The sequence below is a fragment of the Microbispora sp. CA-102843 genome, from assembly GCF_050936215.1.
Classification (GTDB): Bacteria; Actinomycetota; Actinomycetes; order Streptosporangiales; family Streptosporangiaceae; genus Microbispora.
On record NZ_JBNJNF010000001.1, the window covers coordinates 3,799,126 to 3,812,445 of the forward strand.

Below are 13,320 nucleotides of genomic sequence, written 5' to 3' on the forward strand. Positions count from 1 at the left end.
AACAGGTGGTGGGGCGACCAGGTGGTGGGGAGAACAGGTGGCAGGGTGACGGATCAGCCGCGGTGGCGCGTGAGCGCCTCCGACTCCCACAGATCGCGGTAGTAGCCCGGCACGGTGACGAGGTCGGCGTGCGCGCCGCGCTGGGTGACCCTGCCGCCCTCCAGCACGACGATCTCGTCGACCTGCTCCAGGCCGCGCAGCCGGTGGGTGACCAGCAGCGTCGTGCGGCCCCGGGTGGCGTCCAGCAGGTCGGCCATCAGCAGGTCGGCCGTCTCCTCGTCCAGGGCCTCGGCCGGCTCGTCCAGCAGCAGCACCGGCGGGTCGTACAGCAGGGCCCGGGCCAGCGCGAGCCGCTGGAGCTGGCCGCCGGAGACCGTGCGGCCGTCCTCGCCGAGCATCGTGTCCCAGCCGGTGCGCTCGGTCCAGGCGTCGAGGCGGGCCCGCCGCACGGCCGCCTCTATGTCCTCGGCGGACGCCTGCGGCCCGGCCAGGCGCAGGTTGTCCCTGACCGTGGTCTGGAAGACGTACGGGTCCTGGGTGAGGCCCGTGATGAGCGCCCGCACGTCGTCCGAGGACAGGCGCCGCACGTCCATCCCGTTGAGCCGGATCGCACCGGACTCGATCTCCACGATCCGCATCAGCGCCGACAGCAGGGTGCTCTTCCCCGCGCCGCTCGGGCCGACCACCGCGACCCGGCGGCCCGGCGTCAGCGTCAGGCTCACGCCGTTCAGCGCGGGCTCGCGCTCGCCGTGGCGCACCACGAGGTCGTCGACCTCGACCGTCAGCGGCGGCTCGGGCTCGGGCGCCGGGTCCGCGGGCTCGTGCACCGCCGGGGGAGTGGCGGCGATCTCCCTGAGCCTGCGCAGCGCCGCGACCACCCCCGCGAACCGCTCGCCCGCCGCCGCCAGCGGCAGCGCGGGCTCGAAGGCGACCAGCGAGGTCAGGGCGGCCACGGCGGTCGCGACCCGGCCGAGACCGGCGGCCTGGGCCGCCAGGACCACGGCGACGACGGTCAGCCCCTGCGTCAGCATGCCGACGCCGAGCGCGACGGCGTTGATCCGGGCCTGCCCCCGCTCCAGCCGGGACAGCCGCCCGTCGGCGTCCATCGCCGCCGACAGCGCCCGGTCACGCGCGCCGTACGCCGCGAGGTCGGCCGCGCCGTGGACCAGGTCGGCCACCCGGGCGGCCAGGTCGGCGCGGGCCGGGGCGATCCGCGCCGACCAGCGCCGCGCGGCGGCGGCCGTGCCCGCGGGCAGCAGCACCCCGGCGACGAGCAGGCCGGCGGCGAGCACGAACGCGGCGGCGGGCAGCAGGAAGCCCGCGATGACGACGGCGGCGCCGCCGGTGATCAGCGCGGCGGCGGCCGGCAGCAGGCAGCGGACGAGCAGGTCCTGCGCGGCGTCGGTGTCGTCCACCATGCGGCTGAGCAGGTCGGCCCCGCGCTGCGGCAGCGGCCCGGCCGGGATCAGCGCCCGGTAGAGACGCTCGCGGGTGCCCGCCTGGGCGCGCAGCGCGACGTCGTGCCCGGCCAGGCGCTCGCCGTACCGGAACACGCCGCGGGTGGTGGCGAACGCCCGCACGGCGACGATCGCGACCGACAGCGCCGCCAGGGGCGGCTGCTCGGCGGCCCGCGTGATCAGCCACGCGGCCGACGCGATGAGCGCGACCCCCGCGAGGTCGGCCGCCGCCCCGGCGAGCGCGGCGAGCACGAGCCGCCGGCCCATGCCGGTGCCGGTGACCACCGACAGCGGTGAGGCCACCGTGGTCGTCTCCGCGCGGTTCATCGGGCCTCCCCGCCCTGAACCGGCACCGGGGGGACGAGGGCGCCGCCGTCGAGGCGGACGACCCGGTCGGCCAGGTCGATCATCGCCGGGCGGTGCGCGACGATGATCGCGGTGCGCCCCTCGGCGAGCCTGCGCGTGGCCGCCACGATCGCCGCCTCGCTCCTGCCGTCGAGCCGCGCCGTGGGCTCGTCGAGCAGCAGCACCTGGGCGGCGGGGCGGCAGAAGGCCCTGGCCAGGGCGACCCGCTGACGCTGGCCCGCCGACAGGTTCGCGCCGCGCTCGCCGAGCTGGGTGTCGTACCCCTGCGGCAGGGCCCCGGCGAACTCGGCCACCTGCGCCGCCTCGGCGGCGGCCCTGATCTCGTCGGGTCCGGCGGCGCAGCCGAGCGCGATGTTGTCGGCCACCGACGTCGCGAACAGGTGCGGGCGCTGCGGCACAAAGGCGAGCCGCCGCCGCCACTCGTCGAGGTCGAGGTCGAGGTCGGCCAGATCCGTGCCGTCCGCCAGCACCCGCCCCTCGGACGGGGTCACGAACCCGAGCAGCAGGTGCAGCAGCGTGCTCTTCCCCGCGCCGCTCGGGCCCACGATCGCCACCCGCTCGCCCGGCTCGATGACCAGAGAGACGCGGTCGAGCGCGGTCTCCTCGCGGCCCGGGTAGCGCACGGTGACGTCCTCCAGCCGGATCTCCGGCGGCGCCGGCCCGCCGATCGGCGCGGCACGCCCCTCGCTCCTCGCCTTCCCCGTCTCCCGCGTGCTCTCCTGCCCGGCCTTCTGCGGCGGATTGACGACCGCGAACGCCTCGTCGGCGGCGGCGACGCCTTCCATCGCGGCGTGGAAGCGCGTGCCCATCGCGCGCAGCGGCAGGTACGCCTCCGGGGCCAGCAGCAGCACGAGCAGCGCCGTACGCAGGTCGAGCGAGCCCGACAGCAGCCGCAGCCCCACGGGCACCGCCACCAGCGCCAGCGACAGCGATGCCACGAGTTCGAGCACCAGCGACGACAGGAACGCCACCCGCAGCGTGCGCATCGTCGCGGCGCGGTGGGCCTCGGCCACCTCGCGGATCACCGACGCCTGGTAGCGGGCCCGGCCGAAGGCCCGCAGCGTGGGCAGGCCGCGCACGACGTCGAGGAAGTGGCCGCCGAGGCGGGCCAGCGCGCGCCACTGCCGTTCGGTCACGGTCTTGGTGGTCCACCCGACCAGTGCCCCGAAGATCGGGATCAGCGGCAGCGTGAGCACCACGATCACGGCGGTGGCCAGGTCGGCCACGAAGAGCCGGACCACGACCGCGAGCGGCACGATCCCGGCCACGGCGACCGCCGGCAGGTAACCCGTCAGGTAGGGGTCGAGCGCGTCCAGACCCCGGCCGGCGAGCGTCACCACCTCACCCGACCGGTACGCCGGCCCGAGATTCTCCACCCGGCCGAGGAGCAGCCGCCGCAGGGCCGACTTCAGCGCGGTGGCCGCGCGGCCCGCGAGCACGCCCTGCGCCCATCCGAGCAGCCCGCGCGAGGCGACGACGAGCGCCAGGGGGAACAACATGGCGACCGCGAACCGGCCGGAGAGCACCCCGGCCAGCAGCTCCGCCTGCACGAGCACGAGCAGCCCGGCCACCGTCGCCGCCGCGAGGCAGCAGGCGAGATGGATGCGGACGCCCCGCTCCGCACGGGCCAGCCGGAGGAGATCCTTGTGCAACGGTCCCCAATCAGAAGAACGTCGGCAGCGCGCCCCTCGAGAAGGTGCGCCACACCCATACTTGCGCGCCCACGAGGATCGGGGCGACCGGGACCACCATGACACTGAGCACAGTCAGTGTCTGATCCGGGGCGGCGTTGCCGAGCATGTGGGCGGCCGCGGCCGCCATGACGAGGACCGCGGGCGCGGCGGCGGCGCAGGCCGACAGCAGCAGCGCCCGCCCGCCGGCGCGCGGGCCGTCCTGCAGACGCCAGGCCGCGAAGGTGCGGCCGTGCCAGCCGAGCAGCGCGAGCAGTGCCACACCTCCCGCGATGCCCGGCGCGTCGAGGGGCGAGGCGGGCAGGCCGCGCACGACGGCCACCAGGATCGCGCCCCAGGCGAGCGCCAGCCCCGCAGAACCGGCCCACAGGGCGCCGTCCCACACCAGCCGCCAGGCGGCGCCGTCGGCCCTGCGGCGGAACCACAGCCCCGCGTCGCGCACGATCCACGCCAGCAGCAGGACGACGACGAGGGGATACAGGCGGCTCAGCGTCTCGCCCTCCAGCACGGGGAACGCGCCGAACAGCACGCCGGCGAGCGCGACCAGCCACACCTCGTTGGCGAGCACGAACGGCGCCATCGCGCCGACGAGGCGGTCCCGGGCGGCGGGGGAGCGGCCCAGCACGGGCAGCAGCACGCCGAGCCCGATGTCGAAGCCCTCCAGGGCGAAGTAGCCGGCCAGCAGGACGGTGAACGTCAGGAGCCAGAAGATGTCCATTGGGGCGCGTCCTCTACAGAGAGTGGGCGGGGACGGGCTCGGCGGTGGCGGGAAGGTCCGCGGCGCCGAGCGCGACCTGTCCCGGGCCGCGCCGTACGGCACGGGCGATGAGGACGTAGTCGACGAGGGCGAGCAGCCCGAGCACGCCCGCGAAACCCGCGAAGGAGGCGGTGATGTCCGCCCGGGTCAGCCCGGGGGTGAGGGCGTCGGCCACGGAGAGCTTGCCGTACACCAGCCATGGCTGGCGGCCCATCTCGCGGACGATCCAGCCGGCGATCGCCGCGACGAACGGCAACGGGGTCATGAGCATGAGGAGCGGGTGCAGCCAGCGCCAGCGGGCCAGCAGGTCGCGGATGAGCAGGGGCGCCAGCACGAACATCACCGCGAACTGGACGAGCTGCCCGATAAAGATCATCAGTCCGAGTGCGATGCCGGGGGCCGTCCCGTGGAACTTGTCCGGCTGGACGTCGCTGACCGGCCCGAACTGGGCGTAGCCGAACCCGACCGTGAGCAGCGACCCGATGAGGGCGGCCAACACGCCGATGCGCAGGGAGCGGGTGAAGAACTCCCGCTCCGGGGTGCGCCGGAACAGGTGGTAGGCGCTGGCGCCCATCACGACGAACCCGCCGGTCCACAGCCCGGCGCTCAGCACGTGGGGGAGCGCGAAGACGAGGGTCGGGTTGGTGAACAGCGCGCCGAAGTCGCGCAACACGAGCCGCCCGCCCTCCTCGGCGGAGCCCGCCGGGTTCTGCAGGAAGGAGTTGGCGACCATGATGAACAGCGCCGAGGCGTACGCCGTCAGCGTCACCAGCCAGATGCAGGCCACGTGGAGCCCGCGCGGCAGCCGGTGCCAGCCGAAGATCCACAGGCCCAGGAACGTGGACTCCAGGAAGAAGGCCAGCAGCGTCTCCATGGCCAGCGGCGCGCCGAACACGTCGCCCGCGTAGTGCGAAAGTCCGCTCCAGCTCAGCCCGAACTGGAACTCCATCACGAGCCCGGTGACGATGCCGAGCGCATAGTTGATCACGTAGATCTGTCCCCAGAAGCGGGTCATCCGCTCGTACAGGGGATTCCCGCCGATGGCGTACCGGGTGTGCATGATCGCCACCAGCGGGGCCAGTCCGAGCGTGAGCACGACGAACAGGAAGTGGAGGCTCCCGGTCACGGCGAACTGCAGCCGGGCGAGGCCGACGACGTCCATGAGGTCTCTCCTTGGCGTCTGATGCGTAGACTGCCTACATGTAGACAGCCTACATATAGACTGGACGCGTGAAGAACCGGGATAGGCTGCGGGCGTGAACGCCGACGCGCTCCGGGGCCATATGGACGCCCTGCTGCTCTCCGTGCTGGAGCGCGAGCCGCTGCACGGCTACGCGATCATCGAGGCGCTGCGCGAGCGCAGCGGCGGCGAGCTCGACGTGCCGACGGGCACGGTCTACCCCGCACTGCGCAGGCTGGAGCGGGCCGGGCTGCTCGCCGGCGAGTGGGCCTCCGACGGGGGGCGCAGACGGCGGACCTACCGCCTCACCGACACCGGGCGCAAGGCGCTGGCGGGGGAGCGATCGGCCTGGCGGTCGTTCACGACCGCGATAGGGAGCGTTCTCGATCCACTGCGCTGAGCGCGGGGGCCCCGAGGGTGTAGAGCAGGCAGTGGGCCGCGCTGTGGAGCCACCACGCGGCCAGGGCATAGGTGATCGACGAGACCACCAGCCCGGGGATGTAGCCGGAGAAGCCGGCCGGGCCCTGCGCGCCCACCGTGAGGCCCACGCACATCACCGCCATGATCGGCATCTGCAGCCACACCAGCAGGCCGAGCCACCGGGTGACCAGCGCGGGCCGGCGCATCCGCCGCAGCCCGCGGCCGAGCGCGAGCAGCGCGAGGCCGCCCGCCACCCCCGTCGCGAGCTGGATCCCGTCGACGGTCCTGGAGAGCAGGCCGTACCACTCCGGCTTGGCCACCGCCATGGACGGCGTCCCGGGGAAGACCCGCCAGATCACGCTCCACGAAAGGGCGGTGAGCGGCACGCTGAGGAACAGCAGCGCGGCCGTGCGGCGGCCCTGGCTCACCGCCAGTTCCTCCTGGAAGCCCGGCGCGACCTCGGGCACGGTCCCGAAGTCGGCGACCGCCAGCCGCTCGGCCTCGGCCCGGGGGAGACCCTCGCACTCGTACGCCTCGGCGGCGTCCAGCAGGCTGTCGCGCGCCTCGGCCAGCAGGTCGCGCCTGGCGCCGCCCGGGCCCCGCAGCGCATGGCGCATTGACACGACGTACTCGTCGATCGGACCCGCGTTCCCCATCGTCCCTCCCCGGTCTGCCGCAAGCGTAGGGCCGGGACGCCCGGGGCGCATCAGGGTGATCCCTGACCTGGGGCCGAGGGATCGGACTGAAGGGCCCGCGGGGATGCGGTGCCGAAGGTCCCGGTGGCCCGAGCCGTACGGCACTGTCGCCGCGGGCCGTCGTGCGGTGTTCTTGAGGCTGTGAAGCGGGCAACGAGACAGTCAGCGGGCGCCTCCGGATCGGCAAAGCGGGGGAGCGGGACCGCTCCGGTTCGCAGATACCCTGTCCTCAGGGAGGCCCGGCCCCCAAAACATGGCCCTGTCCCTTTTGCGACGGGAGGGACGGCCGGTCTTTCTGGGTACAGGGATGCTCATGGGCGGTGTCTTCTGACCGTTTCGCCGCGGCAACACCCTGTTAACCCTGGTCGGCGAGACTGAGAGCGGAGAGCGAGGCGGAACGTGAACCAGCCGAAGATCGTGGTGGGCATCAACGGGTCGATGGCGTCGCAGGCCGCACTGCGGTGGGCCGCCGCCGAGGGTTCGCTGCGCGGCGCGCGGGTCGAGGCGGTGTACGCCTGGGAGTGGACGGGCGGGCTGCACGCCCACTACGCGCCGATCGCGAGCCGCACCTCACGGGAGGACGAGCACAAGACCGCTCTCGACGTCGCCGCCCAGGCCGTCGCCGAACTCGGCGAGCGTCACGTCGAGCCGGTCGTCGTCGAGGGTCCGCCGGCCCAGGTCCTGCTGCGCGCGACCGAGGGCGCGGACCTGCTGGTGCTGGGCGCTCACGAGGCCGAGTCCGAGCCCTACCCCGTGCTCAACCCGGTGGTCTCCGCCTGTCTGCTGCGGGCCAGGTGCCCGGTCGTCGTCGTGCTGCCGGGCATGGAGCACGACCGCCGTCCCGGGGTGCTCGCCGGCAGCCGGTTCTGAATCCGCCAGGGGCCGGATGTCCTCCCGGTCTCGGGACTTTCCGCCCTGCCGAACCGTACGGCCCCGGCGGAGCATGAGGGCATGGACCCGAACAGCCCGGCCGGCGGCCCTGGCATCGTCGTCGGGTACGACGGCTCCGATTTCGCCATGCAGGCGCTCGACTGGGCGATGGACGAGGCCGAGTTCCGGGACTCGCCCATCACCGTCTGCCACGCCTGGCAGTCGCCCTACGGCGCCGGCGACGAGGAGTCGCGCAAGTCGCTGCACCACGCGGCCGAGCACGTGCTGTGGCACGGCGCCGAGTGCGCCCGGCAGTGCACGAGCGGTGTCCGCGTGCGGGAGGACCTGTTCGAGGGGCCGGCCTCCGACCGGCTCGTCGCGCTGTCGGAGGCGGCCGACCTCGTCGTCGTGGGATCGCGCGGCCTGAGCGGCGCGGCCCGCCGCGTGATGGGCTCGGTCGCGGGGCACGTCGCGACGCACGCCCTCTGCCCGGTGATCGTGGTCCGCGGCACGGGATCGCTGCCGCATCGCAGGCACCCCGGCCCCGTCGTCGTGGGCGTCGGCGGCGGCGACGACCACGTCCTCGCCTTCGCCTACCGCGAGGCCGCCCTGCGCGGGTTGCCGCTGATCGCGGTGCACGCCTGGCGCTACCCGGCCGCCGCCTGGAGCGCGGGCATGGCGCCCATGGTGATGTCGGACGTCCCCGGCAGGGAGGCCGTCGAGGCGCTGGAATCCACCGTGAAGCCCTGGCGCGCGCGGTACCCGGACGTGCACACCCTGCTCCAGCCCGTCGATGGGCCCGTGCTCGACGTGCTGGCCGACGCCTCACCCGGCGCGACCATGCTGGTCGTCGGCGCGACCCGCGCCCGGGGGGTGCTCGGCAGGCTCGGGTCGGTCACCCGGCCGCTGATCGACGCGGTCACCTGTCCGGTGGTCGTCGTCCACTGCTGACCGGGGGACCCATCCGGATAAGACCGATCCGGATAAGACCGATCCATCCCGAACCGCGACGCGCAAGGGCAGCAGGCGTACGTTTGCGGCGTCAGGCAATCGGCAAATTCATACAAGTTTGTGTTAAAGACACTTATTGGTCCTGGTGTCGCGGTGGTCTACCCCTAAAGTCCGGGACATGCGTGCTCTATCCCGGGCCTTTCCCGATGACCACCCCGGTGGCCGCGACATGAGACGGGGCGCGAGACGCGGCGCTCGCGCGGTCGCCGCGCTCGCGGCCGCCGGTCTCCTGACCGCCGGCGTCACGGTCGCGTCGCCGGCGCCCGCCTCGGCCGAGCCGGGCGCCGTGGTGATCAGCCAGGTGTACGGAGGCGGCGGCAACTCCGGCGCCCCCTACACCAACGACTACGTCGAACTGTTCAACCGCGGCACCGCCACGATCTCGCTGGACGGCTGGTCCCTCCAGTACACGAGTGCCACCGGGACCGGCCAGTTCGGCTCCCAGAAGCAGGACCTGTCGGGCTCGCTCACCCCCGGTCAGTATCACCTCGTCCAGCTTTCCGCCGGATCGACGCCGAGCGGTACGCTGCCGTCCGCCGACACCGTCGGCAATCTCAGCCTGAGCGCCACGGCCGGCAAGGTCGCCCTGGTCCGCTCGACCACGGGCCTGGCCTGCAACGGCGGCTCCTCGCCCTGCACTCCCGAGCAGACCGCGCAGATCGCCGACCTCGTCGGGTACGGCACGGCCAACTACTTCGAGGGCTCGGCGGCGGCCCCGGGCCTGAGCAACACCACCGCCGCGGTGCGCGCCGGCGGCGGCTGCGCGGACACCGACGACAACGCCGCCGACTTCGCCGCGGGCACGCCGTCGCCGCGCAACACGGCGACGCCCCCGGCTCCCTGCGGCGCCGCCTCCCCGTCGCCGTCCGCCTCGCCGAGCGCCTCGCCGTCCGCCTCCCCCTCGGTGTCGCCCTCCGCCTCGCCGACGCCGTCGCCCACGCCCAGCACGGACCCGTGCGACGTGCCGGCGAACCGGCAGATCGCCGAGGTCCAGGGCAGCGGCGCCGCCTCCCCGCTCGTGGGGCAGACCGTCCGGGTCGAGGGAATCGTGACCGGCGACTTCCAGGAGACCAGCCAGCAGAGCGGGTTCTACTTCCAGGACCCGACGCCGGACGCCGACCCGGCCACCTCCGACGGCCTGTTCGCGTTCGCCCGGGCGTCGTTCAAGGACGTCAAGGTGGGTGACCGGGTGCTCGTCACCGGCCGGGTCACCGAGTTCAACGGGCTCACCGAGCTGTCCCCGGTCACGGCGGTGGACGTGTGCGGCACCGGGACGATCACGCCGAAGGTCTACGACCTGCCGCGGGCCGACGGTGCGACCTTCGAGCCGTACGAGAACATGCTCGTGACCTTCCCCGAGCCGCTGACCGTGACCGACCACTACAACCTCGGCCGGTTCGGCGAGGTGACGGTCGCCGCCGGCGGCAGGCTCTTCCAGCCGACCGACCGGGACGGCGTGAACGCCGCGCTGGACGCCCGCAGGTCGCTGCTGATCGACGACGGCTCGAACACCGAGAACCCGGCCACCATCCCGTACACGACGCCGGAGGTCGTCCGGCTGGGCGACACCGCGGTCGGGATCACCGGAGTGCTGACCTACGGCTTCGGGGCCTACCGGCTGGAGCCGACCAAGCAGATCACCTTCCTGCGGACCAACCCCAGGCTGCCGGCGCCTCTGCCGGTCGGCGGGAACGTCCGGGTGGCGAGCCTCAACACGCTCAACTGGTTCACGACGCTCGACTCGCGCGGCGCCGACACCGCGGAGGAGCAGCAGCGGCAGCTCAAGAAGATCGTCGCTACGCTCAAGGGCCTCAACGCCGACGTCGTCGGGCTCATGGAGGTCGAGAACAACGGTCAGACCGCTCTGAACGCGCTGGTCGACGCCCTGAACGCCGAGGTGGGCGCGGGAACGTACGCCGCCCTGACCCACCCCTACCCGGGCACCGACCTCATCCACGTCGCCGCGATCTACAAGCCGGCGAAGCTGACGCCCGTCGGGGAGACGCGGTCGTCCACCGACCCCGTCTTCCGGCGGCCGCCGCTGATCCAGACCTTCCGCCGGGTGGGCGGCGGGCAGCCGTTCACGCTGCTCGTCAACCACTTCAAGTCCAAGGGCTGTGACGAGGAGGCCACCGGCGGCGACACCGACCAGGGCGACGGGCAGAGCTGCTACAACGCCGAGCGCGTGCGGCAGGCCAAGGCCGTGCTCGGCCTCATCGACTCGATGGACCTGCCGAACCCGCTGGTGATCGGCGACCTCAACGCGTACGGCGAGGAGGACCCGATCGACACCCTGGAGAAGGGCGGGCTGACCAGCCTGTCCAAGCGGTTCGTCCCCGCGGCCCAGCGCTACAGCTACCTGTTCAACGGGCTGTCGGGCGAGCTCGACCACGCGATGGCCGGCAAGCAGCTCGTCAAGCGGGTGACCGGGGCGACCATCTGGCACGTCAACGCCGACGAGTCGCGCATCCTCGACTACAACCTGGAGTACAACCCGCCGAGCCTGTACCGGCCCGACGCGTTCCGCTCCTCCGACCACGACCCGCTGCTGATCGGGCTGAACCTGCCCGGCGGCAAGGGCTGACGACCCGCACGCGAAGGGGCCCCCGGCGACGGGGGCCCCTTTCCGTCTCGCGTCCCTATTTCGCGTCGGGATCGAAGATGTCCCGCTTGGTCTCCGGCGGCTCGCCCGGCTTGCCGCCGAGCCGCGGATAGCGCAGGTCGAAGGCGGGCCGCTCGGAGCGGATCGGCGGGATCGACACGAAGTTGTGGCGCGGCGGCGGGCAGGACGTCGTCCACTCCAGCGAGTTGGAGTGCCCCCACGGGTCGTTCACCGTCACCTTCTCCCCGTGCCGCGCGGCCCACCAGACGTTGTAGAGGAACGGCAGGGTGGACAGCCCGAGCAGGAACGCGCCGATGCTCGACACCTGGTGCATCCACGTGAAGCCGTCACTGGCCGAGTAGTCGCCGTAGCGCCGTGGCATGCCCTGCGCGCCGAGCCAGTGCTGGATGAGGAACGTCATGTGGAACCCGATGAACAGCATCCAGAAGTGGATCTTCCCGAGCGGCTCGTTCAGCATCCGCCCGGTCAGCTTCGGCCACCAGAAGTAGAAGCCGGAGAACATCGCGAAGACCACCGTGCCGAACACCACGTAGTGGAAGTGGGCGACCACGAAGTAGGTGTCGGTCACGTGGAAGTCCAGCGGCGGCGACGCCAGGATCACCCCGGTCAGACCACCGAGCAGGAACGTCACGAGGAAGCCCACGGCCCACAGCATCGGCGTCTCGAAGGTGAGATGGCCCCGCCACATCGTGCCGGTCCAGTTGAAGAACTTCACCCCCGTGGGCACGGCGATCAGGAACGTCATCAGCGAGAAGAACGGCAGCAGCACGTTCCCGGTGGCGAACATGTGGTGCGCCCACACGGTGACCGACAGCGCGGTGATCGCGATCGTCGCGCCGACCATCCCGACGTACCCGAACAGCGGCTTGCGGCTGAAGACCGGGATCACCTCGGTGACGATGCCGAAGAACGGCAGCGCGATGATGTAGACCTCCGGATGGCCGAAGAACCAGAACAGGTGCTGCCACAGAAGCGGGCCGCCGGTCTGCGGGTCGTAGATGTGCGTGCCGACCTTCCGGTCGAGTTCCAGCGCCAGCAGCGCGGCGGCGAGCACCGGGAAGGCCAGCAGCACGAGGATCGAGGTGAAGAACACGTTCCACGTGAAGATCGGCATCCGGAACATCGTCATGCCCGGGGCGCGCATGCACATGATCGTCGTGATGAAGTTGACCGAGCCGAGGATCGTCCCGACGCCGGACAGCGCCAGGCCCATCACCCACAGGTCCCCGCCGAGCTGCGGGGTGAAATCCGCGCGCGCCAGCGGAGTGTAGGCCGTCCAGCCGAACGTCGGCGCCCCGCCCGCGAAGTACGACCCGAGGACCATCAGGCCGCCGAAGAGGAACAGCCAGTAGCTCGCCATGTTCATCCTCGGGAACGCCACGTCCGGAGCGCCGATCTGCAGCGGCATGATCGCGTTGGCGAACCCGGCGAACAACGGCGTCGCGAAGAACAGCAGCATGATGGTGCCGTGCATCGTGAACAGCTGGTTGTACTGCTGCAACGTGACGAACTGCATGCCGGGCTCGAAGAGCTCCGCCCGGATGACCATCGCCTGCAGGCCGCCGACCAGGAAGAAGAAGAACGTGGCGACGAAGTAGAGGTTGCCGATCACCTTGTGGTCCGTGCTCGACAGCCATGAGGCGATCAGGGCGCCCGGGCCCTTCGGGGCCTTCAGGTCGGTTGGCCGTACGGCATGAGTCGTCATCCCGCCGCTCCTTCTACGTCAAGACGGTCTCCTGCCCAATCACACGAGGCTCATCACGAAATGGAATGCTGGGATTGTCCGGCTGGTTATGCCCGCTGAAGACCGAGCGAAAGGAGTCGCCCATGGCGACCATCGAGGTAACCGAGAAGAACTTCAACGACATCGCCGACAACGGCATCGTACTGCTCGATTTCTGGGCCTCCTGGTGCGGCCCCTGCCGCTCCTTCGCCCCGATCTTCGAGAAGGCGTCCGAGGAGCACGCGGACATCACCTTCGGCAAGGTCGACACCGAGGCGCAGCCCGCCCTGTCGGAGGGCTTCGAGATCACCGCGATTCCGACGATCATGGCGATCCGCGACGGCATTGTGGTGTTCGCCCAGCCGGGCGCCCTTCCCGCGCCGGCGCTGGAGGACCTGATCAGGCAGTTGCGCGGGCTCGACATGGACGCCATCCGCGCCCAGATCGAGGCGGAGGCCAAGAACAGCTGAGGTCGCCGGGGCCGCGCCCGGAAACGGAAACCGCCGTCACCCCGTCCGAGTGATCGG

At 72.2% G+C, this 13,320-nt stretch carries 11 protein-coding genes; 5 read left to right on the top strand and 6 right to left on the bottom strand.

What is annotated here, in order from left to right; all coding sequences use genetic code 11:
* Positions 1 to 53: 53 nt before the first annotated feature.
* From cydC to ACQEVJ_RS17775, 4 genes are read right to left on the bottom strand one after another with little or no spacing between them, the layout of a single operon-like run.
* Positions 54 to 1,784 carry a thiol reductant ABC exporter subunit CydC gene (cydC, locus tag ACQEVJ_RS17760; RefSeq protein ID WP_433102284.1) on the bottom strand — a complete coding sequence of 577 codons (1,731 nt, stop codon included), beginning with the start codon at positions 1,782 to 1,784 and terminating at the stop codon, positions 54 to 56.
* Entirely contained in the window at positions 1,781 to 3,475 is a 1,695-nt protein-coding gene (gene cydD / locus ACQEVJ_RS17765; RefSeq protein WP_433102286.1) for a thiol reductant ABC exporter subunit CydD, read from the bottom strand. Before cydD ends, cydC begins: the two co-directional genes overlap by 4 nt.
* A gap of 10 nt (positions 3,476 to 3,485) precedes the next feature.
* Positions 3,486 to 4,232, bottom strand: a complete 747-nt coding sequence (locus ACQEVJ_RS17770) for a cytochrome d ubiquinol oxidase subunit II (protein WP_433102288.1) — start codon at positions 4,230 to 4,232, stop codon at positions 3,486 to 3,488.
* 13 nt (positions 4,233 to 4,245) lie between these two features.
* Complete coding sequence (locus tag ACQEVJ_RS17775) at positions 4,246 to 5,433, bottom strand: cytochrome ubiquinol oxidase subunit I (RefSeq protein ID WP_433102290.1); 1,188 nt, start codon at positions 5,431 to 5,433, stop codon at positions 4,246 to 4,248.
* A gap of 94 nt (positions 5,434 to 5,527) precedes the next feature.
* On the opposite strand from ACQEVJ_RS17775, the gene ACQEVJ_RS17780 reads away from it, so the two are divergent.
* Positions 5,528 to 5,851, top strand: a complete 324-nt coding sequence (locus tag ACQEVJ_RS17780) for a PadR family transcriptional regulator (protein WP_433102292.1) — start codon at positions 5,528 to 5,530, stop codon at positions 5,849 to 5,851.
* Here ACQEVJ_RS17780 and ACQEVJ_RS17785 read toward each other — a convergent pair.
* On the bottom strand, positions 5,811 to 6,527 hold the full coding sequence (locus ACQEVJ_RS17785) for a permease prefix domain 1-containing protein (RefSeq protein ID WP_433102294.1): 717 nt from the start codon (positions 6,525 to 6,527) through the stop codon (positions 5,811 to 5,813). The two genes, ACQEVJ_RS17780 and ACQEVJ_RS17785, sit on opposite strands and share 41 nt — an antisense overlap.
* 438 nt (positions 6,528 to 6,965) lie before the next feature.
* Here ACQEVJ_RS17785 and ACQEVJ_RS17790 point away from each other — a divergent pair, with 438 nt between their 5' ends.
* The 3 genes from ACQEVJ_RS17790 to ACQEVJ_RS17800 all read left to right on the top strand — a co-directional run bounded on the left by ACQEVJ_RS17790 (position 6,966) and on the right by ACQEVJ_RS17800 (position 11,031).
* On the top strand, positions 6,966 to 7,436 hold the full coding sequence (locus tag ACQEVJ_RS17790) for a universal stress protein (RefSeq protein WP_433102296.1): 471 nt from the start codon (positions 6,966 to 6,968) through the stop codon (positions 7,434 to 7,436).
* Positions 7,437 to 7,517: 81 nt separating this feature from the next.
* Positions 7,518 to 8,387: a universal stress protein gene (locus ACQEVJ_RS17795; protein ID WP_433102298.1), complete on the top strand. Its 870-nt coding sequence runs from the start codon at positions 7,518 to 7,520 to the stop codon at positions 8,385 to 8,387.
* Positions 8,388 to 8,565: 178 nt separating this feature from the next.
* On the top strand, positions 8,566 to 11,031 hold the full coding sequence (locus tag ACQEVJ_RS17800; protein WP_433102300.1) for an ExeM/NucH family extracellular endonuclease: 2,466 nt from the start codon (positions 8,566 to 8,568) through the stop codon (positions 11,029 to 11,031).
* 55 nt (positions 11,032 to 11,086) lie between these two features.
* Here ACQEVJ_RS17800 and ctaD read toward each other — a convergent pair whose 3' ends face one another.
* Positions 11,087 to 12,775 (bottom strand): aa3-type cytochrome oxidase subunit I, encoded by a 1,689-nt coding sequence (ctaD, locus tag ACQEVJ_RS17805; protein WP_433102302.1) that lies wholly within the window; start codon positions 12,773 to 12,775, stop codon positions 11,087 to 11,089.
* 122 nt (positions 12,776 to 12,897) lie between these two features.
* Here ctaD and ACQEVJ_RS17810 point away from each other — a divergent pair, with 122 nt between their 5' ends.
* Positions 12,898 to 13,263: a thioredoxin family protein gene (locus ACQEVJ_RS17810; protein WP_433102304.1), complete on the top strand. Its 366-nt coding sequence runs from the start codon at positions 12,898 to 12,900 to the stop codon at positions 13,261 to 13,263.
* Positions 13,264 to 13,320: the final 57 nt, after the last annotated feature.

Bases quoted from the DNA above. Each gene is read 5' to 3' on its own strand.
- cydC (WP_433102284.1), bottom strand. From the start codon at position 1,784: ATGAACCGCGCGGAGACGACCACGGTGGCCTCACCGCTGTCGGTGGTC.
- ACQEVJ_RS17785 (WP_433102294.1), bottom strand. From the start codon at position 6,527: ATGGGGAACGCGGGTCCGATCGACGAGTACGTCGTGTCAATGCGCCAT.
- ACQEVJ_RS17795 (WP_433102298.1), top strand. From the start codon at position 7,518: ATGGACCCGAACAGCCCGGCCGGCGGCCCTGGCATCGTCGTCGGGTAC.
- ACQEVJ_RS17800 (WP_433102300.1), top strand. From the start codon at position 8,566: ATGCGTGCTCTATCCCGGGCCTTTCCCGATGACCACCCCGGTGGCCGC.
- ACQEVJ_RS17810 (WP_433102304.1), top strand. From the start codon at position 12,898: ATGGCGACCATCGAGGTAACCGAGAAGAACTTCAACGACATCGCCGAC.
- ACQEVJ_RS17770 (WP_433102288.1), bottom strand. From the start codon at position 4,232: ATGGACATCTTCTGGCTCCTGACGTTCACCGTCCTGCTGGCCGGCTAC.
- ACQEVJ_RS17775 (WP_433102290.1), bottom strand. From the start codon at position 5,433: ATGGACGTCGTCGGCCTCGCCCGGCTGCAGTTCGCCGTGACCGGGAGC.
- ctaD (WP_433102302.1), bottom strand. From the start codon at position 12,775: ATGACGACTCATGCCGTACGGCCAACCGACCTGAAGGCCCCGAAGGGC.